Annotated in this window: 22 protein-coding genes; 13 read left to right on the plus strand and 9 right to left on the minus strand. The window is 42.1% G+C overall.

The window, feature by feature from the left end:
• The first annotated feature begins 11 nt into the window (after positions 1 to 11).
• The 4 genes from murI (at position 12) to yidD (ending at position 1878) form a co-directional block, all read left to right on the plus strand.
• A complete protein-coding gene (gene murI, locus P767_RS0112080; RefSeq protein WP_026764716.1) occupies positions 12 to 842 on the plus strand; it encodes a glutamate racemase in 831 nt (276 codons plus the stop codon).
• 99 nt (positions 843 to 941) lie between these two features.
• Positions 942 to 1097, plus strand: coding sequence for a 50S ribosomal protein L34 (gene rpmH, locus P767_RS18000; protein WP_071840084.1), 156 nt, complete (start codon positions 942 to 944; stop codon positions 1095 to 1097).
• 102 nt (positions 1098 to 1199) lie between these two features.
• Positions 1200 to 1604: a ribonuclease P protein component gene (locus tag P767_RS0112085; protein ID WP_026764717.1), complete on the plus strand. Its 405-nt coding sequence runs from the start codon at positions 1200 to 1202 to the stop codon at positions 1602 to 1604.
• A complete protein-coding gene (yidD, locus tag P767_RS0112090) occupies positions 1597 to 1878 on the plus strand; it encodes a membrane protein insertion efficiency factor YidD (protein ID WP_084799936.1) in 282 nt (93 codons plus the stop codon). The genes P767_RS0112085 and yidD overlap by 8 nt, the downstream gene beginning before the upstream one ends.
• Positions 1879 to 1880: 2 nt before the next feature.
• On the opposite strand, the gene P767_RS0112095 is transcribed toward yidD, so the two are convergent.
• The 7 genes from P767_RS0112095 to P767_RS0112125 all read right to left on the minus strand — a co-directional run bounded on the left by P767_RS0112095 (position 1881) and on the right by P767_RS0112125 (position 7432).
• Positions 1881 to 2477, minus strand: coding sequence for a hypothetical protein (locus P767_RS0112095; protein ID WP_026764719.1), 597 nt, complete (start codon positions 2475 to 2477; stop codon positions 1881 to 1883).
• Between the two features lie 67 nt (positions 2478 to 2544).
• Positions 2545 to 3150: a superoxide dismutase gene (locus tag P767_RS0112100; RefSeq protein WP_026764720.1), complete on the minus strand. Its 606-nt coding sequence runs from the start codon at positions 3148 to 3150 to the stop codon at positions 2545 to 2547.
• 406 nt (positions 3151 to 3556) lie between these two features.
• Positions 3557 to 4003 carry a nucleoside deaminase gene (locus tag P767_RS0112105; RefSeq protein ID WP_026764721.1) on the minus strand — a complete coding sequence of 149 codons (447 nt, stop codon included), beginning with the start codon at positions 4001 to 4003 and terminating at the stop codon, positions 3557 to 3559.
• Entirely contained in the window at positions 4003 to 4761 is a 759-nt protein-coding gene (locus P767_RS16975; protein WP_084799938.1) for a 3-keto-disaccharide hydrolase, read from the minus strand. Before P767_RS16975 ends, P767_RS0112105 begins: the two co-directional genes overlap by 1 nt.
• A 5-nt stretch (positions 4762 to 4766) precedes the next feature.
• Positions 4767 to 5156 carry a c-type cytochrome gene (locus tag P767_RS0112115; protein WP_026764722.1) on the minus strand — a complete coding sequence of 130 codons (390 nt, stop codon included), beginning with the start codon at positions 5154 to 5156 and terminating at the stop codon, positions 4767 to 4769.
• Positions 5157 to 5206: 50 nt separating this feature from the next.
• Positions 5207 to 6262 (minus strand): sugar phosphate isomerase/epimerase family protein, encoded by a 1056-nt coding sequence (locus P767_RS0112120; RefSeq protein ID WP_026764723.1) that lies wholly within the window; start codon positions 6260 to 6262, stop codon positions 5207 to 5209.
• 3 nt (positions 6263 to 6265) lie between these two features.
• Positions 6266 to 7432, minus strand: coding sequence for a Gfo/Idh/MocA family protein (locus tag P767_RS0112125; protein WP_026764724.1), 1167 nt, complete (start codon positions 7430 to 7432; stop codon positions 6266 to 6268).
• Between the two features lie 306 nt (positions 7433 to 7738).
• Here P767_RS0112125 and P767_RS0112130 point away from each other — a divergent pair, with 306 nt between their 5' ends.
• The 4 genes from P767_RS0112130 to P767_RS0112145 all read left to right on the plus strand — a co-directional run bounded on the left by P767_RS0112130 (position 7739) and on the right by P767_RS0112145 (position 11740).
• On the plus strand, positions 7739 to 8503 hold the full coding sequence (locus tag P767_RS0112130) for a hydroxypyruvate isomerase family protein (RefSeq protein WP_245586886.1): 765 nt from the start codon (positions 7739 to 7741) through the stop codon (positions 8501 to 8503).
• Between the two features lie 38 nt (positions 8504 to 8541).
• Entirely contained in the window at positions 8542 to 10221 is a 1680-nt protein-coding gene (locus P767_RS0112135; RefSeq protein WP_026764726.1) for a GMC oxidoreductase, read from the plus strand.
• A 21-nt stretch (positions 10222 to 10242) separates the two neighbouring features.
• The gene (locus P767_RS0112140) at positions 10243 to 10788 is read left to right on the plus strand and encodes a gluconate 2-dehydrogenase subunit 3 family protein (RefSeq protein WP_316929607.1); all 546 of its coding nucleotides are present in this window, start codon (positions 10243 to 10245) and stop codon (positions 10786 to 10788) included.
• An 82-nt stretch (positions 10789 to 10870) separates the two neighbouring features.
• The gene (locus P767_RS0112145) at positions 10871 to 11740 is read left to right on the plus strand and encodes a TIM barrel protein (RefSeq protein WP_037351798.1); all 870 of its coding nucleotides are present in this window, start codon (positions 10871 to 10873) and stop codon (positions 11738 to 11740) included.
• Positions 11741 to 11827: 87 nt separating this feature from the next.
• On the opposite strand, the gene P767_RS0112150 is transcribed toward P767_RS0112145, so the two are convergent.
• Positions 11828 to 13285, minus strand: a complete 1458-nt coding sequence (locus tag P767_RS0112150; RefSeq protein WP_026764729.1) for a Gfo/Idh/MocA family protein — start codon at positions 13283 to 13285, stop codon at positions 11828 to 11830.
• 124 nt (positions 13286 to 13409) lie between these two features.
• Between P767_RS0112150 and P767_RS0112155 the strand changes: the two genes are divergently transcribed.
• Positions 13410 to 14786, plus strand: coding sequence for an aldehyde dehydrogenase (locus P767_RS0112155; RefSeq protein ID WP_026764730.1), 1377 nt, complete (start codon positions 13410 to 13412; stop codon positions 14784 to 14786).
• 31 nt (positions 14787 to 14817) lie between these two features.
• Entirely contained in the window at positions 14818 to 15489 is a 672-nt protein-coding gene (locus P767_RS16980) for a glutathione peroxidase (RefSeq protein WP_245586887.1), read from the plus strand.
• Here P767_RS16980 and dusB read toward each other — a convergent pair.
• Complete coding sequence (gene dusB / locus P767_RS0112165; RefSeq protein WP_026764731.1) at positions 15454 to 16494, minus strand: tRNA dihydrouridine synthase DusB; 1041 nt, start codon at positions 16492 to 16494, stop codon at positions 15454 to 15456. The genes P767_RS16980 and dusB overlap by 36 nt on opposite strands.
• Positions 16495 to 16575: 81 nt before the next feature.
• Between dusB and P767_RS17740 the strand changes: the two genes are divergently transcribed.
• Genes P767_RS17740 through P767_RS0112180 form a run of 3 tightly spaced genes read left to right on the plus strand, consistent with a single transcriptional unit; the run spans position 16576 to position 18583 of the window.
• Positions 16576 to 17505, plus strand: coding sequence for a CPBP family intramembrane glutamic endopeptidase (locus P767_RS17740; RefSeq protein WP_157611518.1), 930 nt, complete (start codon positions 16576 to 16578; stop codon positions 17503 to 17505).
• Positions 17489 to 17695 carry a putative signal transducing protein gene (locus tag P767_RS0112175; RefSeq protein WP_037351802.1) on the plus strand — a complete coding sequence of 69 codons (207 nt, stop codon included), beginning with the start codon at positions 17489 to 17491 and terminating at the stop codon, positions 17693 to 17695. The genes P767_RS17740 and P767_RS0112175 overlap by 17 nt, the downstream gene beginning before the upstream one ends.
• A gap of 27 nt (positions 17696 to 17722) precedes the next feature.
• Positions 17723 to 18583 (plus strand): phosphatidate cytidylyltransferase, encoded by an 861-nt coding sequence (locus P767_RS0112180; RefSeq protein ID WP_026764734.1) that lies wholly within the window; start codon positions 17723 to 17725, stop codon positions 18581 to 18583.
• Positions 18584 to 18593: the final 10 nt, after the last annotated feature.

Raw genomic sequence — 18593 nt, forward strand, 5'->3', positions numbered from 1 at the left:
ATCTTTAGACCATGCAACCATCAGCACCGATTGGCGTTTTTGACAGTGGATACGGAGGTTTGACCATTTTAAAAGAACTGGTAAACACACTTCCCCAATACGATTATCTCTATTTAGGAGATAACGCCAGAGCACCCTATGGCACCCGTTCTTTTGAAACTGTTTACCAATATACTTTAGAAGCAGTAGACTGGTTTTTTAAACAAGGCTGTGAACTGGTAATATTAGCCTGTAATACAGCTTCCGCCAAGGCATTGCGCACCATTCAACAAAAAGATTTATCCAGTTACGGGCCATCTAAAAGGGTTCTCGGGGTGATCAGACCCACCGCAGAAGTGATTGGTCGTTTCTCGGAATCGGGCCAGCTGGGGGTACTGGCAACCAAGGGAACCGTTATCAGTGAAAGCTATATTCTGGAAATTGCCCATTTCTTTCCTGAAATGGCTGTGTATCAGCAGGCCTGCCCCATGTGGGTGCCCTTAATTGAGAATGGAGCGCATGAAGGATCAGGAGCAGACTATTTTGTAAAAGAAAGCCTGGGTCAGCTTTTGCAACAATCACCGGCCATTGACACTATTTTACTGGCTTGCACCCATTATCCGCTTCTTATTCCTAAAATTTCCGCTAATCTTCCTGATCATATTCAGTTGATTGCACAGGGGGAAATTGTAGCCCAAAGTCTGGCAAATTACCTGGAAAGGCACCCTGCCCTGGAGGATCAATGCTCAAAAAAAGGGCAAATCAGGTTCTGTACCACCGATTCAACTGCCGATTTTGATGAAAAAGGGGCTATTTTCTTCGGAAAATCCTTGAAATCGGAGCATATACTATTGGGTCATTAATCTTTTTTACTTAATTTTGCCGTCCTTTCACAAGCGGCGGTATGGTGACTGCAGCATTGAAATGAAACCATATTTTAGGGTTAGTAAAAAAAGACATCAATGAAACGTACATTCCAACCACACAAGCGTCGTCGTAAAACCGTACACGGTTTCCGTAAACGTATGGAGTCTGCTAATGGCCGTAAAGTACTGGCAAGCCGCAGAGCGAAAGGTCGCAAGAAACTTACCGTTTCCAGCGAAAAAGGATTAAAGTAATCCCTCCAATCCTCACTGAGGAAGCAGGAATCAAATGAATCCTGTTGGGCAAATCATATTGAGCTCCGTCTTTGTGACGGAGCTTTTTTAGTTTTGTAAAGCATGGATACCAAAAACACTTATTCCAAAAACGAAAAATTAAAAAGCAGAAAAGCTTTGGAAGGGCTATTTGCCAGGGGTAAGTCGTTTAGTATTTTCCCGATTAAAGTGTTTTACACCTTGTCGGAAGAAGTTAATTCAGGCAATGTTCAAGCCGGTGTAGGTGTGAGTTCAAGGATTTTTAAGAAAGCCAATGACCGAAACAGGGTTAAACGATTGTTGCGCGAAGTATACAGAACACAAAAGCACCCGCTTTATGCTGCAATGGAACAAAAGACACCGTCTTTGAATGTATTCTTTTTATATATCGGTAAAGAGCTGCCTGAGTTTGCCGCGCTAAAAGAAACCATGGAAAAAGTCCTGGAAAAATTGGTTCGAAAAATCAATGAAACCCCAAGCCATGTGTAGCAGTTGTAATCCCTCAATAACTTCTGAGAAAAGCCGGCAAAGCCAATTTTCTGTAACCCGATTGCTTGGATATGTATTGATTCCTTTTATTAAAGTATACCAGTACATTATTTCTCCTGTAATGGGACCCAAGTGCAGATTTGTACCTACTTGCTCTCAATACGGTGAAGAAGCATTAAAAAAGCACGGGATCTTTAAAGGTGGATGGTTACTTATCAAGCGACTCAGCAAATGCAGGCCTGGCGGTGGTTCTGGCTGGGATCCGGTTCCTTAAATTTATTCAGGCGCAACCGTTAACGCTCTGAGTTTAGTGATCATCTCTCTGATTTCCTTGATACTATAGAAGCGATAGATTTCCGGATCTTTCCCATCAACTTTTTCTGCGGAACGCATCTGGTGATAAGGTCCTACTACCTGAGCCAGTGGATTGCTGGTAATAAATGTTGACTGGTTCGGTAAAATGAAGTAATTCCTGTTGGCAACTGTTACATTTTTTCCTTCACTCAATAATTGCAGAGAATCAATTTTTTGAGACAGGCTTTCCTGAGTAATTACTTTTTGTGCCTGAGATGCACTGGTATAGGGTTGATAACTGCCGATGATGGTGTCATTCTTAACGTTGATTACATACAGACCATTTTCCTTCAACTCAACAGTAGCTTCACCTGCCGGGGTATTGAGTTTAAAACTGATATTGGCTTTGTTTACGGCTACCAGTTTTTCTTCATGACCTGCCCCGTCTTTTGCCTGAATGGTTCCTGCATTTAAATCTACTGAGGCTTCTCCTTTACTCATAATGATAATGGTTTTATCATTTCCGGCACAGGCGATTAGTAAACTGCTTAAAACAAAAAAGGCAAATAGGTTTTTCATACAACTATATTTAAAAAAAATCACGCTGCAGAAACCTACAGCGTGATGTGAAAATACAAGATTTTATTTACTTGGCTGCAGCAAAACGCTCTGCTACTTTGCTCCAGTTAACTACATTCCAGAAAGCAGCTAAATAATCTGCTCTGCGGTTCTGGTATTTAAGATAGTAGGCATGCTCCCAAACATCCGCACCTAAGATTGGCGTTCCTTTTACTTCAGCAACATCCATTAAGGGGTTGTCCTGATTTGGCGTAGAGCTTACTTCCAGTTTACCGTCTTTTACAATTAACCAGGCCCAGCCACTTCCAAAACGAGTCATACCAGCGTTCGCAAATTTTTCTTTGAACGCATCAAATGAACCGAAAGCAGCATTAATGGCATCTGCTAATTCACCTGAAGGTGTTCCACCTGCATTGGGTGCAAGGCTTTCCCAGAAGAAAGTATGGTTCCAGTGACCACCACCATTGTTACGGACAGCAGGGCTGATGCTACCAGCAGCTTGCACCAACTCTTCCAAAGACTTTCCTTCGTTGGGTGTACCAGCGATGGCTTTGTTTAAGTTGTCAACATAAGCCTGGTGGTGCTTGCCATGGTGAATTTGCATGGTAGTAGTGTCAATATGTGGTTCAAGCGCATCGTGCGCATAGGGTAAAGGTGCTAGTGTAAATGACATAATATTTCTGTTTAAAATGTGTATGTATGAATTACAAATTTACGCGGCATTGGTTTAAATGGCTGTTAAATCAATAAATTCTTTCGCAATTCGACATAAATGAAGCGTCTGTCTTAAAATCAAACGCTCGCGGCCGAGAAATGCCAATTACTTTAACTTCAAAACCACCGAAAACTAGCATTTCTCGAATGCTCGCTTATTTATTTTAAGACAGACAATACTAGTATTGCCGAATGCTCACTTAGTTCTTTTAGTTCAAACAGATAAATCTACCTCTCGTATGCAATCATTTCTCGAATAAATTCTGAGCAAGCATTCGAGGATTGCATGTATAATTAAATATCACGTTACGTGAATTCAATCCTCGGCCGCGCGCGAAGTGTTTATTTGAGCAATGTACAGCGAATTATCGCTTGGCTCTGAAAAAAGAACGCATTAAGAATGCACAGTCGGCTTCTAATATGCCTGAGATTAATTCTGTCTTGGGATGAAAGGGCCACTGTTCTTTTGTGAGATGCTTGTAACCGTTTTTTTCGTCGGAGGCTCCGTAAACAATGCGTCCTAATTTACCCCAGTAGATAGCGCCGCAGCACATGAGGCAGGGTTCTACCGTTACGTATAAAGTGGCTTCTGGTAAGTATTTGGCGCCTAATGAACTATAGGCAGAAGTGAGGGCCAGTATTTCTGCGTGCGCAGTTGAATCGTTCAATAGCTCCACCTGGTTGTGGGCTCTTGCAATAATTTGATTATTCATTACCACCACTGCACCCACGGGTACTTCATCTGCATCAAAAGCCAGCTGGGCTTCTTTCAATGCCTGTTGCATGAAGTACTCGTGGTTCAGGGTTTGCATTATAATTCCTTGATTTCAATATTGCGGAACCATACATCGTCTCCATGGTCCTGCAAGGCAATATGTCCGCTAAAAGTTCTGCCGAATCCAGACATGGTTTTGAATTTGCTATTGGCAATTAAGTTAAACCATGCTTCGTCTCCATATGTGGTTTTAACGGTTGTAACACCATTCAGTTTTAATTCCAGCGTTCCGTTTTTAGAAATAATCTCTGCCTTGTTCCATTCACCAACTGGCTTTACAACTGTGTCTGGTCCTTCAATTAAATCGTATAAATCACCGGCACGGTGTTTTCTGATTTTTGCATCCGGATGTCCGCCATTGTCCAATACCTGCATTTCAGGTCCGGTATGCCAAACAGCTTTGTATTTTGCCGGATCGTTTTGTGCCCAGAAAATAATACCACTGTTGCCATTTTTAGAAACTTTCCATTCCAGACGAAGATGAAAATTTTCAAATGATTTTTCGTGAATAATATCACCTCCGCCCAGTTTCTGTTCCTTTTTGGCTTTCGAGTCTAAGAACAATACGCCGTCTTCTACTTTCCAGGCGCTTCCAATGCTGTCCTTAGCATAGGTTTTCCAGCCATTAGTTGTTTTGCCATCAAACAGTTTAATCCATTTCGCTCTCGCGTTATTGGGACTGGCTGACAAAGAAACCGTTGATTTGTTTTCAGTTGCAGGCGGAAGGTTTTTTCTGTTAAGGGTAGCAGTTATTAAAGCAGCTCCAATTGCAGTAACCCAAATTAATTGATTCATGTGGCTTACTTAAGTAATAAAACATATTTAACCATAGCTTTTGCATCGTCTTCGCTGATTTGTGGATGCGGAGTCATTGGAACTTCTCCCCAAACACCTTTACCACCTTTGATGATTTTGCCAGCCAACATACTGATGTTCTCTTCTGTTGCTTCATATTTGTTTGCTACTTCCTTATAAGATGGCCCGATTAATTTATCGTTCACTTTATGACAGGTTAAGCAATCTGATTTGCCAACCAGCTCCAATCCCTTTGTGTAGTCAGGGTTGCTGCTAAGGTCTGCTACAGGAGCTGCTGCTGGTTCAGCTGCTTTTTCTTCTTTCTTCTCTTCACTACCGCCGCAGGCTGCAGCTACTAATCCGGTAATGGCAAATAGCACTAAGTACTTTTTCATAATCGTTCGTTTTAATGATGAAACGCTACTTGTTAGTAGCGTGGTTAAAGTTAGTTGATACCTAAGATTGTTTTATTAAAATTTTCATCAGAACCCGTGCCGGCAAAATCATCAAATGTTTTATCCGTAACACGGATAATATGCTGCTGAATAAACGGAGCGCCTTCTGCTGCACCGGTTTCAGGATGCTTCAATGCACATTCCCATTCCATCACCGCCCAGCCCGTATAGTTGTACTGTGCCAGTTTGCTGAAAATGGTTTTGAAATCTACCTGCCCGTCTCCCAGCGATCTGAATCTGCCAGCTCTTTCAACCCAACCCTGATAACCACCATAAACACCCTGTTTTCCTGTTGGATTAAACTCGGCATCTTTTACATGGAACATTTTAATACGCTCATGGTAATGGTCTATATAGGCTTTGTAGTCCAGGCATTGCAATACAAAGTGAGAAGGATCGTAGAGTAAACAGGCACGTGGATGGTTATTTACTTTTTCCAAAAACATTTCATAAGTAACGCCATCATGTAAATCTTCTCCAGGATGAATTTCATAGCAAAGGTCAACACCATTAGCATCAAATTCATTTAAGATGGGCATCCATCTCTTAGCCAGCTCAGTAAATCCTGTTTCCACCAATCCCGCTGGTCTTTGTGGCCAGGGATATACGGTTTGCCACAACAATGCACCGCTGAAAGTGGCGTGCGCATTGAGTCCCAGGTTTTGAGAAGCTTTTGCTGCATACTTTAATTGCTGCACCGCCCATTCTGTTCTGGCTTTGGGATTGCCTCTTAAAGCTTCGGGTGCAAAACCATCGAAAAGTGCGTCATAAGCAGGGTTCACTGCTACCAGTTGTCCCTGCAAGTGCGTGGATAGCTCAGTAATTTCTAACCCTGCGGCAGCTACAATCCCCCTGATTTCATCTGCATAGGTTTTGCTTTCTGCTGCTTTTTGTAAATCTATACAACGGGCATCCCAGGAAGGAATCTGCACTCCTTTAAAACCCAATGATGCTGCCCACTGGCAGATAGACGCCAATGAATTAAACGGGGCTGTGTCGCCCATAAACTGCGCCAGGAAAATACCTGGTCCTTTAATATTGGTCATGAATTATATTTTATGTTCGGTCCACTTTACATCTGAGTTGGCAGATGCTACTACATTGTCAATAAATGCCATCCCTCTGATACCATCTTCTACGCCCGGAAAATCCAGTTGTTCTTTGGTTGGGGTACGTCCTTCAATTTTGGCCTGCACGGTTGCCGCAAAGTTTTTGTAGATATTGGCAAATGCTTCCAGGTATCCTTCCGGATGTCCGCCCGGTGTTCTGCAGTTACTGGTGGCAAAGATAGACAAGCGATCGGTGTAATTGGCTCCGGCACGTAAAATCTGCATCGGTGCTTCCAGCCATTTTACAATTAAGGTATTGGGCTCCATCTGTGCCCATTCCAAACCTCCTTTTTCTCCGTATACTCTTATTTTTAGTGCGTTTTCTTCTCCTGCTGCTACCTGAGATGCCATTAGAACACCCGATGCGCCGCTGTTAAAATGCAACAATACAGATCCATCGTCGTCCAGCATTCTTCCTTCAACCTTGGTATTTAAGTCAGCGCAAATTTTGCTAATCTGCGCACCGGTTACATATTCAGCTAAATGCGCTGCGTGGGTGCCAATGTCTCCCATACTTCCGCTCTTTCCGGATTTTTTGGGATCGGTTCTCCAGGCTGCCTGTGCATTGCCTTCTCTTTCGCTCAGCTTGCTTAACCATCCCTGAGGGTATTCTACCCATACTTTTCTGATTTTACCCAAAGCGCCTTCAGCAACCATTGCCCTGGCCTGTTTTACCATTGGATAGCCTGAATAAGTATGCGTTAAGCATAGTGTTAATCCTGTTTCTTCCACTTTAGCTTTTAATTGCTTGGCCTCGTCCAGCGTAAAAGTGATGGGTTTTTCTATTACAACGTGAAAACCATGCTCCAATGCCATCATAGCTGGTGCAAAGTGGGCGAAGTTGGGTGTAACGATGGTTACAAAATCCATTCGCTTGTCTGCAGGCAAAGCTGCTTCCTTCGTAATCATTTCGTCATAAGTCATATAAATGCGATCCTGAGGCAGGAACAACATTTCCCCTGATTCCTGTGCTATGGCTGGATTAATGCTCAATGCACCACATACCAGTTCTATTTGTCCATCCATATTGGCAGCTAAACGGTGGATTGCTCCAATAAAAGCGTCTTTGCCCCCGCCAATCATTCCCATTCTTAATTTTCTGGCCATAAGTATATTTTTTAATTTATTGTTTGGATAAGCGCCTCTAATTTAATCATAATCGCCGATTATATTCATTTAATAAAGAGGAATCATTCTTGTTATTTGTTCACCGAATCAAAGACCTTCTTGAACATTTTATATATTTCATGGAAGTTTACTGCAAACAAATAATTATATTAGGGTTCTGAATGCTGTATGAAAAAATCTTCCAATAGGCGGTCTGCCATCAAAAACATAATAACGGGATCAGTTGCTGTTGCATCGGCTCCCCTTATTCCAACTTTAGCGTCCTGCGCAACGGGTTCAATTACTATGAAAGGAAATATAAATCATTCGGTTTGTCGCTGGTGTTTCGATGGATTATCCTTAGACGAATTATGTATTGAAGCTAAAAAATTAGGTATAACCGGAATTGATTTAGTGGGTCCGAAAGACTGGCCAACTTTAAAAAAGCATGGTATGGTTTCTACTATGTGTAATGGGGCAGAAATCAGTCTGGTAAAGGGATGGAACGACCCGCAGTATCATGCAACGTTGATTAAAAACTATACAGAGCATATTAACCTGGTGGCAGATGCAGGGTATAAAAACCTGATTTGTTTTAGTGGTAACCGTAATGGAATGGATGATGCAACCGGATTAAAGAATGCTGCAGAAGGCTTGAAAAAAATTATGCCGCTTGCTGAGAAAAGAGGGGTTACCATTATCATGGAGTTACTGAACAGTAAAGTAGACCACAAAGATTATATGTGCGATAAAACTGCCTGGGGAGTGGAGCTTTGCAAAATGGTAGGGTCAGAGCATTTCAAATTACTCTACGATATCTACCATATGCAGATAGATGAAGGAGATGTTATCAGAACCATCCGCAACAATGCAGCTTATATTGGACATTACCATACGGCTGGCGTACCTGGTCGTCATGAAATTGATGAGTCACAGGAATTGTATTATCCTGCCATCATGAAAGCCATTGTGGAAACGGGCTTCAAAGGATATGTGGCTCAGGAATTCATTCCTATTGCAAAGGACAAACTGGGTTCATTGAAAAAAGCAATTGAAATCTGTAATATTTAATAACTATTTTTTAAACCATCAAAGCTTAAACATCTAACATGGCTGAACAAAATTTCGACGCGATTGTGATTGGCTCTGGCATCAGCGGCGGCTGGGCGGCAAAGGAGCTAACAGAGAAAGGCTTAAAAGTATTGATGCTCGAAAGAGGTCGCAACATTGAACACGTAAAGGATTATGTGAATGCTAATAAAGAAGCCTGGGATTATCCGCACCACGGAAGAAAAACCCAGGAAATGATTGCGCAGAATCCTGTGCTCGATCGCGACTATCCTTTGAATGAACAGACTTATGGCATGTGGGTGAACGACAAGGAAAGCCCTTACGTGGAAGTGAAGCGTTACGACTGGTTCAGGGGATATCATGTAGGCGGACGCTCTTTGTTATGGGGACGTCAGAGCTATCGCTGGAGCGATCTGGATTTTGAAGCCAATGCAAAAGATGGTATAGCGGTTGACTGGCCGGTACGATATAAGGAAATTGAACCCTGGTACGATTATGTTGAGCGTTTTGCAGGTATCAGCGGAAACAGAGATGGTTTGTCTGTATTACCTGATGGTCAGTTTTTACCTCCGATGGAAATGACCTGCGTTGAAAAAGATGTAGCCAAACGTTTACAGGAATATTATAAGGGACAACGTGCCATGATTATTGGCCGTACTGCCAACTTAACCAAGGAGCATGAAGGAAGATCTTCCTGTCAGTTCCGTAATAAATGCTGGCTGGGTTGTCCTTTTGGTGCTTATTTCAGCACACAGAGTTCTACTTTGCCTGCGGCGATGAAAACCGGTAATCTTACTTTAAGACCCTGGAGCATCGTAACCAAGATTTTATACGATAAGGACACCAAGCGTGCAACCGGTGTTGAAGTGCTGGATGCGGAAACCAACAAGACCTATGTTTATAAGTCTAAGATTGTTTTCTTAAATGCTTCTACTTTAAACTCTGCCTGGATTCTGATGAATTCTGCAACCGATGTTTGGGAAGGCGGATTGGGAAGCAGCAGTGGCGAATTGGGTCACAATATTATGGACCACCATCTTGGCGTAGGTGCCGGCGGAAAAGTAGAGGGCTACGAAGACAAATACACGTTCGGAAGAAGAGCCAATGGCATTTATATTCCACGTTACCAGAATATTGGCAATGATAAACGTGAATACCTGAGAGGCTTTGGCTATCAGGGTAGTGGTAACAGAGGTGGATGGGGCAGTAATGTAGCAGAAGCTACCATTGGCGCAGCATTCAAAGAAGCCATTTCTGAACCAGGTGGCTGGTCAATGGGTATTATGGGCTTTGGTGAAGTATTGCCTGACCATAAAAACTTTGTAACCCTTGATAAAACAGTAAAAGACAAGTGGGGCTTGAATGTATTGAAAATAGACGCTGAGTTAAAAGAAAACGAACTTAAAATGCGTAAGGACATGCAGGCCGACGCTATTGAAATGTTAACCAATGCAGGAGTAAAAGATGTACGTGGTTACGATGCAAATGGCGTATTGGGAAGAGGTATTCATGAAATGGGTACTGCCAGAATGGGTGCTGATCCTAAAACTTCGGTAGTAAACAAATACAATCAGATCTGGGATGCTCCCAATGTATTTGTTACCGATGGTTCTTTCATGACTTCAGCAGCATGTGTAAACCCATCATTAACCTATATGGCTTTTACAGCACGCGCAGTTGATTTTGCTGTAAGCGAATTGAAAAAAGGAAATTTATAAACTCATTAAACGCATTATACCATGATGAATAGAAGAGAAGCATTATCCAGTGTTGCGCTGTTATTGGGCGGAACCATTTTAGGCTCTCAGGCATTTTTGTCTGGCTGTAAATCTACTGCTGGTGATGCAGTTGCTTTTACGCCGGAAGACATAGCATTTTTAAATGAAGTTGCTGAAACCATACTTCCTAAAACAGATACCCCCGGTGCCAAAGAAGCCAATGTGGGTGAGTTCATGACCGTAATTGTAAAAGATTGCTATAAGCCGGAAGAAGCAAAAGTTTTCATGGAAGGTCTTTCCAAGTTAAAGGGTACTAGCTTTATGAAAGCTTCCGCAGAAGAGCGCACCAAAATGCTAACCGAATTGGATGCAGAAGCAAAAGCATTCCAGGAAAAGAAAAAACCGGAAGAGCTTCCGCATTATTTCAGAATGATGAAAGAACTTACCCTATGGGGCTTCTTTACTTCTGAAGTGGGTGCTACCAAAGTATTGCGTTATGTAGCAGTGCCTGGTAAATTTGAAGGATGTACTGAGTACAAAAAAGGCGATAAGGCCTGGGCTACCTAGTAGTATAAGTAAAGTGCCAAGGCTGTAAAGCAACATGGCACAGCATTTGATTTAAATTGATACACGCTTTCAAATAAAAAGTATGAGTAACAACAGAAGAGATTTTTTAAAAACGGCGGGATTTGCAGCAGCCGGTTTGAGTTTGCCATTTGCCGGGAAAGCTAATTTTCTTTCCAGTTTTGGAGAAGCCAAAAAACTGTCTGCTTTTGGCTTGCAATTATGGACAGTGAAAGAAGATATGATGAAAGATGCCAAAGGCACTTTGGCCAAACTTTCTTCTTATGGTTATAAGCAGATTGAAAGTTTTGAAGGCCCGAAAGGATTTTTCTGGGGCTGGAAAAATACGGAGTTCAAAAAATATATGGATGATCTGGGAATGACTTTGGTTTCTTCGCATTGTAACAATACAGTAGACTTTGAACGCAAAGCAGCTGAAGCAGCAGAAGTGGGTGTTAATTACCTGATTTGTGCTTACAAAGGACCACAGAAATCTATTGACAACTTTAAACGTTTTAACGACGAGTTTAATAAGTGCGGAGAAATCTGCAAGAAAAACGGAATCCGTTTTGCTTATCATAACCACGATTATTCCTTTAAAGTATTAGATGGATTGGTTCCTCAGACGGTTATGATGGAGGGTACCGATGCTGGCCTGGTTGATTATGAAATGGATATTTACTGGGTAGTAGCAGCCAATGAAGATCCGGTTGCCTGGGCTAAAAAATATCCGAATCGCTTTAGACTATGTCATGTAAAAGATCAGACTAAAACAGCCAAAGGTATTGAGTCTTGCCAGATTGGTAAGGGCGATATTGACTTCAAAAAAATCCTGGGTCAAATGCAGAAATATGGCATGAAGCATCATATTGTTGAACAGGAAGCATTCACGGGTTCTAATCCGCTGGAAAGTGCTGAGAAGAATGCAGCCTATATGAAGGATTTTTCTATTTAGTGTCCTTTAGGATTCTTAAAATAAAAAACCCAGTGCCGATTTTGCACTGGGTTTTGTTTTATTCGATGTTTTAGGATTTATCTCTGATTAGAAAGTTCTGTATTCCTTTCTTACAAATTGATTGGCTTCGTCGAAGTTGGTGATCTTCATATTCGGACCATCCCAAAGCAATTTGATATTTCTGCCTGGATAAGATACTCTACCGCCAACTTTCTTCTGAATATCAAAGCTTCTGATGGCCAGGTTACCCATCAGTACACTCTCCGTTAAAGGTCCGGCAATGTCGAAGTTAGAGCTGAGTTCTTTTGCCTGAGCAGAACCATATCCGGCAATAGCCGCTTCTACCCATGCAGCATAGTGACCATTATCACCTTTGGGTACACGCTTGATGGTTTGCGGAACATTATCGTATTCTTTGCTCTTAGAAGTAGGTAATAAGTTAGGCAATGCACCATAAGTGCCGCAAATCATTTTTCCCTTGGTTCCTTCAAAGATGGCTCCGTTTCCACCATCTCCCATCATTTCATTGGGTCCCAATTCTTCCGGACGTGCGGGTTGAATACCACCATCCATCCAATGAAGTTTTACATCGGGTTTACCGTTTTGTCCTTTAAAGGTCAGGATTATATGTGAAGCGGTTGGGCAGCTTTCCGGATAATAAGCACGGGTCCATGGTTGCAGGTAACGGGTAGCCACACTACACTCTGCAGACACAGGATATCCCAATCCCAATACAGCAAATGCAGGTGCCATGATATGACAAGCCATATCACCCAATGCGCCGGTACCGTAATCCCACCAGCCTCTCCAGTTAAATGGCAATAAACCATCTACATAATCTTTAGCCGGAGCAACCCCTTGCCATAAGTTCCAGTCCAAACCTTCAGGAACGGTTCCTTTGGTGGTAGGCCAACCAACACCCTGTGGCCAAACCGGACGGTCTGTGTAACAGTAAATAGTGTGCACGTCGCCTATTAATCCAGCATTGTACCAGTCAATTAGTTTTCTTACTCCATCCCCACTGGCACCCTGGTTACCCATCTGAGTAACTACTTTGTATTTGTGAGCTGCTTCTGTTAGTTCTCTTGCTTCGGAAATATTATGTGATAATGGCTTTTGAATATATACATGCTTTTTCAATTGCATGGCTGCAAGCCCTTGAATGGCGTGCATATGGTCGGGTGTTGATACTGAAACCGCATCAATATATTTGTGTTCTTTATCGAGCATTTCGCGGTAATCCTTGTAGTACTTAGCTTTTGGATAACGCTCTCTGCTCTTTTTAGACTGTCTGTCGTCTACATCACATAAAAAAGCGATGTCTGCTTTTCCGCTATTGTAGAAACTCCACAAATCGCTTTCTCCTTTTCCGCCTGCACCAATACCTGCAATCTGGAGTTTATCACTGGGGGCAATAAAACCTCGTCCCAGCACATGACGGGGTACAATGTAAAACCCTGCGGCAGCAAGGCCTGCATTCCTTAGAAAGGAACGCCTGGAATTGGGTTGAGCTGATTGTTTTTCTGGATTTTCTTTCTTTTTCATATTGAGCAATTGTGAGGTATGAATATACTGAAATTTGCAAAACAAGAGAATGAAAATTGATGCGTGGATGTAGGCTGTTTCCAGTTTAATAAGTGCTAACTTGTTCTTCTAAATTTTTTTACAAATGCAAGCCCTTATTGCACAATTGCAGCAACAGAAAAAGTTTTTTGAATCTGGTGCTACCAGGCCTTATGCTTTTAGAAAACAGCAGTTACTGTTGTTGAAAAAAGCAGTGGAAGAATTTGAAGAAGAAATTTATGATGCGCTTTTTAAAGACCTGCATAAAAGCCGGGAAGAAACCTGGGTTACAGAGAATGGTTTTTTTCTTACTGAGTTAAAGGAAACGCTGAAACATTTGTCTTCCTGGATGGAAGCGGAACCAGTTACAACCAATTTGCTAAATCTTCCTTCCAGTTCTTCCATACTTCGTGAGCCCCTGGGGGTTGTGCTGGTGATTGGTCCCTGGAATTATCCTTTCCAGTTGTTGTTTACTCCTTTGATGGGGGCCATTGCAGCTGGTAATACAGTGGTTCTGAAACCCAGCGAGTTTGCTCCTGCCACAGAAGCCGTAATGGAAAAAATTGTTCAGGCTGTTTTTCCTCCGGAGCAGGTACTTTATGTAAAAGGAGATGGCGCTACGGTTATTCCTGCAATGATGAATCAGTTTGTATTTGATCATGTTTTTTATACGGGCAGTACTTCGGTAGGTAAAATAATTTATAAAATGGCTGCAGAAAATCTGGTGCCTGTTACGCTGGAATTGGGTGGTAAAAGCCCCTGTGTTGTGGAAGCTGACGCCAATATTTCTGTTGCTGCCAGGCGCATTGCCATGCCGAAGTTCTCTAATGCGGGTCAGATGTGTGTGGCACCTGACTATGTATTGGTGCATGAATCAAAGCGTGTTCAATTAATTGAGGCACTTAAAAAATACATTCCTCAGTTTTATGGATCCAATGCCGCAGAGTCTGATGCATATGGCCGAATCATTAACCAGAAACAATTCAACAGAATTGTCTCTTATTTATCGGATGGCACTATTGTATATGGCGGTAAATACGATGAAGCCAATTTGTATATTGAACCCACTTTGCTCGATGGCGTTTCGGTTGATTCCAATATTATGCGCGACGAAATTTTTGGACCCGTATTACCCATTCTTACTTTCTCTACACTGGAAGAAGCCAAGGCGATCATTAACAGAAATCCTAATCCACTTGCCTTCTATGTATTCACCGGAAGCGCTGAAAAAGAAAAAGCATGGTTAGAAGCTATTCCATCCGGAGGTGCCTGTGTTAATACAGCCAGTCTGCATTTAACCAATCCCAATCTTCCTTTTGGAGGCAGGGGTTTCAGCGGTACAGGTGCTTATCACGGGAAACAAAGCTTTGATACTTTCAGTCATAAAAAGTCGGTGATGAAAACACCTACCTGGTTCGATCCTGCACTAAAATATCCTCCTTTCACCGGCAAGCTGAAATTATTGAAGTGGTTAATTGGCTAACCCCTGAACATTTTACCTTTCAAAAATGTATATGAGAAAACTATTTCTGTTGGCTGTAGTACTTGGTGTTGCAGCTTTTCTGATAAAAGAACCCGATATGACCTGGAGACAATCAATCATGAAAAAAGCTTACCCTATTATTATGTTTTTTGGGAAGCTTGCCGGGAAGTCTAGTAAGACGATGCTGGTTAATGAAAAAGCCATTAAGCCCCGGGAAACCTTCTACGAATTGTCTGCTATAAAAAACAACGGAGATACGCTTCATTTCAGCGAATTAAGAGGCAAAAAGGTTTTGCTGGTTAACACAGCCAGTGATTGTGGTTACACCGGACAATATGAAGAACTGGAAGCATTGCACAAAAAGTATGGCGATCGCCTGGTGATTCTTGGATTTCCTGCAAATGATTTTAAAGAGCAGGAAAAAAAATCAGATGAAGACATTGCTGCTTTCTGTAAAATAAATTATGGAGTTACTTTTCAACTTATGAAAAAAGGACAGGTAATTAAAGGTGCCGGGCAACTGCCGGTTTACCAATGGCTCACTAACCCTGCGAAAAATGGCTGGTGCGATAAAGAACCCGACTGGAACTTTTCCAAATATCTAATTGATGAAACAGGTATCCTGATGGCTTACTATTCACAATGGGTTTCACCCAAAAACATGTCACTAGTTAATGGGACATTTCTGGTGATAGTCGATTAGTTCAATAGGGGTTCTCTCAAACTCATATCCTGTGTAGTTGGCGGTTACTTCGTCTAATACACCTTCTATTTCGGCAGGTTCCATTAAGGTTACCAACCTGGCCCTGTAATCTTTAATACCAGGCAAGCCTTTGAGGTAGTTTGTATAATGTCTGCGCATTTCGAAGATGCCCACTTTAGGTCCCTTCCATTCAACCGATTTGCGTAAGTGTTTTTTACATACTTCAATTCTTTCTGACAATGTTGGAGCAGGTAAAATTTCACCAGTGGCCAGATAATGTTTTATTTCTCTGAATATCCAGGGATATCCAATAGCGGCCCTTCCAATCATAATACCATCTACACCGTAACGTTCTTTGTATAGTTTGGCTTTTTGAGGACTGTCGATATCGCCGTTACCAAAAATGGGGATTTTGATTCTGGGGTTGTTTTTTACTTTTCCAATCAAAGTCCAGTCTGCTTCTCCCTTATACATCTGCGCCCTTGTTCTTCCGTGAATGGCCAATGCCTTGATGCCCACGTCCTGCAATCTTTCTGCCACTTCTTCAATATTCTTGCTCTGATCGTCCCATCCCAGTCTGGTTTTTACCGTAACAGGAAGCTTGGTGCTTTTTACCGTGGCTTCTGTTAAGCGAACCATCAGATCAATATCTTTTAATACACCGGCACCCGCTCCTCTCAAGGCCACTTTTTTAACCGGGCATCCAAAATTGATGTCCAGTAAATCAGGGTTTACCGTTTCTACTATTTTGGCACTTAAAGAAAGTGCTTCTTCGTCTCCCCCAAAAATCTGAATGCCCACCGGTCGTTCGTATTCGAATATGTCGAGCTTCTGTCTGCTTTTGATGGCATCTCTGATTAAACCCTCACTGCTGATGAACTCTGTGTACATCAGGTCGGCTCCATTGTCTTTACATACCGCCCTGAACGGAGGATCGCTAACATCTTCCATGGGTGCAAGTAATAAAGGGAAATCGGGCAGTTCTATTTGATCTATTTTTACCATATTGCAGATGATCCTTTTATCATTATTTAGTTGGTGAATGAAAAAAGGAATGGCAAATTTACAATCTTATTACGCATTTTAATGAATCAGAGACCAGTTGTTGCATATTCCAGCCAGTTAGGCATGTTGTTGGGTTTTTTAGGAGTCAGTTTAATACTTAGCGGATTGCTCCTGAGCTGGTTAAGTTCTCTTGTGTTGGAAGTGCCGTTAATGCAGGCCGGAGACGCCTTATTAAGACCTGAAAACGTACAGTTTTCACGTTTTGCCAATGCTTTTGCCACTTTTCTGGCTTTCTTTATTCCATCCTGGGCCGTTGCCAGAATTGCCTACCCATCACCCATGAAGGAACTGGGCTTCAATAGTAATTTAACAATTAAACAAGTGGCTGCTGCAGGTGCCATTGCTTTCGGTTCTCTTTTTATCAGCGGTTCACTGGCAGAAATCAATGAAATAATCCCTATGCCCGCCTCTTTCTTAGCCAAAGCCAGACAGATGGAGGATGATTATATTAAAACCATGTTGTCGCTGGCCAATATGAAAGATGTCTGGGATTTATTACTGGGATTATTGGTAATTGCGGTTGCCCCGGCCATTTTTGAAGAAGTATTGTTTCGTTCAGGATTACAAAGGATATTGGTTGGATTAACTAAAAATGCATTCCTGGGTATTTTAATTGCCTCAATTGTTTTCAGTGCCATTCATGGTTCCTATTTTGGTTTTTTACCCAGGGTAGCATTAGGTGTTGTGCTGGGTTTGATTTATCATTACAGTAAAAATATTTGGTTGGCGATTCTCATGCACTTCTTAAATAATGCAGTGGTTGTTATTCAAATATTCATGTACACCAAAGCAGGTAAACCTCTCAAGGAAGCCATTGAAGAATCCATGCCCATCTGGTATGGATTAATTGGATTAATCGTTGTTGTGCCTGCTATTCTTTTTTTGAAAAAGGAAGCCAATGCATTTTTTCCCAAACCAACCAACCTTGTTGCGAATGAATCAGTGGACTAAAGTGTTTACCACCAAAAGCCTGGCAGAAGCCAGTATAGTGTACGGAATGTTGTCTGAAAATCAGATACCTGTGCAGCAACTGAACAAACAGGACAGCAGTTATCCGGTATTTGGTGAGATTGAAATTTATGTGCCCTTTCACTTAAAGGAAACCTCCTTACAGTTAATCCAGCAGACATTCAGCCAATAACCACGCGATCCTTATCTTCGCTTTATTATGGCATTAAACCTACAGACTTTAAAAACCAGGGCCCTCACTGCAGTTGTATTTGTATTGGTGATGTGTGGTGGTCTTTTTTATAACCAATGGAGTTTCTTAGGCTTGTTTGGGGTTATCATGGTAGGTTGCCTGGTAGAATTGCATCGGTTACAGGGGAAGATAAACGCCACATATGCCGGGGCCCCAATGATTTATAAGTTTCAGAATATTATCGGAAGTTTCTGGGTAATGCTGGTGATAGCGGGTAAAGGCAAGCTATATCAGGCTTTGCCGCTCTGGTATTGGGCTTCTGTTGTTGTGTATGTGCTGATAATTGTAGTCTTGATCACCATATTTTTCTACAGAACCAGACTGGGTTATCCGGTAAGTTTATATTCGGCATTCGGTTTATTATATATTACCATCCCCTGTGCCATGATGATTGATTTATACGATCATAGTATTCAGTTTTTTGAGGGTCCGCACTGGGTATTACCAATGATTATTATTGCTTCCATCTGGATCAATGATACCATGGCTTATCTGGTGGGTTCAATCATTGGAAAAACACCTTTAAGCCCTATCAGTCCCAAAAAAACCAAGGAAGGAACTTATGGGGGAGCAGTACTGGCGGTAATAGCGGTTACGCTGGCTGGCCATTATATCTGGGGCTTGCCGCTGAAAACCCTGGTAGCTGTTTCGCTAACATCTGCTATAGCAGGCACTTTGGGCGATTTGCTGGAGAGTAAAATCAAAAGGACTGCTGGTGTTAAAGACAGCGGAAGCTTTATGCCGGGTCATGGAGGCTTTCTGGATCGATTCGACTCTTTGCTGATAGCGATTCCTGCTGTTTGGCTGGTTTTATTTCTTTTTTTCTAAGAGTAAGTTC

The sequence above is a fragment of the Sediminibacterium salmoneum NBRC 103935 genome, assembly GCF_000511175.1.
GTDB lineage: Bacteria > Bacteroidota > Bacteroidia > Chitinophagales > Chitinophagaceae > Sediminibacterium > Sediminibacterium salmoneum.

Bases quoted from the DNA above. Each gene is read 5' to 3' on its own strand.
- murI (WP_026764716.1), top strand. From the start codon at position 12: ATGCAACCATCAGCACCGATTGGCGTTTTTGACAGTGGATACGGAGGT.
- rpmH (WP_071840084.1), top strand. From the start codon at position 942: ATGAAACGTACATTCCAACCACACAAGCGTCGTCGTAAAACCGTACAC.
- P767_RS0112085 (WP_026764717.1), top strand. From the start codon at position 1,200: ATGGATACCAAAAACACTTATTCCAAAAACGAAAAATTAAAAAGCAGA.
- yidD (WP_084799936.1), top strand. From the start codon at position 1,597: ATGTGTAGCAGTTGTAATCCCTCAATAACTTCTGAGAAAAGCCGGCAA.
- P767_RS0112095 (WP_026764719.1), bottom strand. From the start codon at position 2,477: ATGAAAAACCTATTTGCCTTTTTTGTTTTAAGCAGTTTACTAATCGCC.
- P767_RS0112100 (WP_026764720.1), bottom strand. From the start codon at position 3,150: ATGTCATTTACACTAGCACCTTTACCCTATGCGCACGATGCGCTTGAA.
- P767_RS0112105 (WP_026764721.1), bottom strand. From the start codon at position 4,003: ATGCAAACCCTGAACCACGAGTACTTCATGCAACAGGCATTGAAAGAA.
- P767_RS16975 (WP_084799938.1), bottom strand. From the start codon at position 4,761: ATGAATCAATTAATTTGGGTTACTGCAATTGGAGCTGCTTTAATAACT.
- P767_RS0112115 (WP_026764722.1), bottom strand. From the start codon at position 5,156: ATGAAAAAGTACTTAGTGCTATTTGCCATTACCGGATTAGTAGCTGCA.
- P767_RS0112120 (WP_026764723.1), bottom strand. From the start codon at position 6,262: ATGACCAATATTAAAGGACCAGGTATTTTCCTGGCGCAGTTTATGGGC.
- P767_RS0112125 (WP_026764724.1), bottom strand. From the start codon at position 7,432: ATGGCCAGAAAATTAAGAATGGGAATGATTGGCGGGGGCAAAGACGCT.
- P767_RS0112130 (WP_245586886.1), top strand. From the start codon at position 7,739: ATGAAAGGAAATATAAATCATTCGGTTTGTCGCTGGTGTTTCGATGGA.
- P767_RS0112135 (WP_026764726.1), top strand. From the start codon at position 8,542: ATGGCTGAACAAAATTTCGACGCGATTGTGATTGGCTCTGGCATCAGC.
- P767_RS0112140 (WP_316929607.1), top strand. From the start codon at position 10,243: ATGATGAATAGAAGAGAAGCATTATCCAGTGTTGCGCTGTTATTGGGC.
- P767_RS0112145 (WP_037351798.1), top strand. From the start codon at position 10,871: ATGAGTAACAACAGAAGAGATTTTTTAAAAACGGCGGGATTTGCAGCA.
- P767_RS0112150 (WP_026764729.1), bottom strand. From the start codon at position 13,285: ATGAAAAAGAAAGAAAATCCAGAAAAACAATCAGCTCAACCCAATTCC.
- P767_RS0112155 (WP_026764730.1), top strand. From the start codon at position 13,410: ATGCAAGCCCTTATTGCACAATTGCAGCAACAGAAAAAGTTTTTTGAA.
- P767_RS16980 (WP_245586887.1), top strand. From the start codon at position 14,818: ATGAGAAAACTATTTCTGTTGGCTGTAGTACTTGGTGTTGCAGCTTTT.
- dusB (WP_026764731.1), bottom strand. From the start codon at position 16,494: ATGGTAAAAATAGATCAAATAGAACTGCCCGATTTCCCTTTATTACTT.
- P767_RS17740 (WP_157611518.1), top strand. From the start codon at position 16,576: ATGAATCAGAGACCAGTTGTTGCATATTCCAGCCAGTTAGGCATGTTG.
- P767_RS0112175 (WP_037351802.1), top strand. From the start codon at position 17,489: ATGAATCAGTGGACTAAAGTGTTTACCACCAAAAGCCTGGCAGAAGCC.
- P767_RS0112180 (WP_026764734.1), top strand. From the start codon at position 17,723: ATGGCATTAAACCTACAGACTTTAAAAACCAGGGCCCTCACTGCAGTT.